We start from the raw sequence: 255 nt of genomic DNA on the forward strand, positions 1-255 counted from the left end.
ATGGTGGAGACGAGGAGATTCGAACTCCTGACCCCCTGCTTGCAAGGCAGGTGCTCTCCCAACTGAGCTACGCCCCCATATAAGTCTATCTTCTATTCGGAATCTATCCTTATGAGGAATTTCTTCCATCTTAAGATAGGACTATTCTATTAGCTCTTCTTCATCGAAGAAAGGCACTGGTAGGCCTAAGTGGACTTGAACCACCGACCTCACGCTTATCAGGCGTGCGCTCTAACCAGCTGAGCTATAGGCCTA

General features: G+C 48.6%; 2 tRNA genes. Both read right to left on the minus strand.

Features of this window, described 5'->3' with window-relative positions:
* Nucleotide 1: 1 nt before the first annotated feature.
* Nucleotides 2-77, minus strand: a tRNA-Ala gene (locus tag EO125_RS09755).
* A 100-nt stretch (nt 78-177) separates the two neighbouring features.
* A tRNA-Ile gene (locus tag EO125_RS09760) sits at nt 178-254 on the minus strand.
* Between the last annotated feature and the right edge of the window lies 1 nt (nt 255).

Origin of the sequence: Veillonella sp. VA139 (assembly GCF_003992005.1) — a bacterium.
In the GTDB taxonomy this organism is placed as follows: Bacteria; Bacillota; Negativicutes; order Veillonellales; family Veillonellaceae; genus F0422.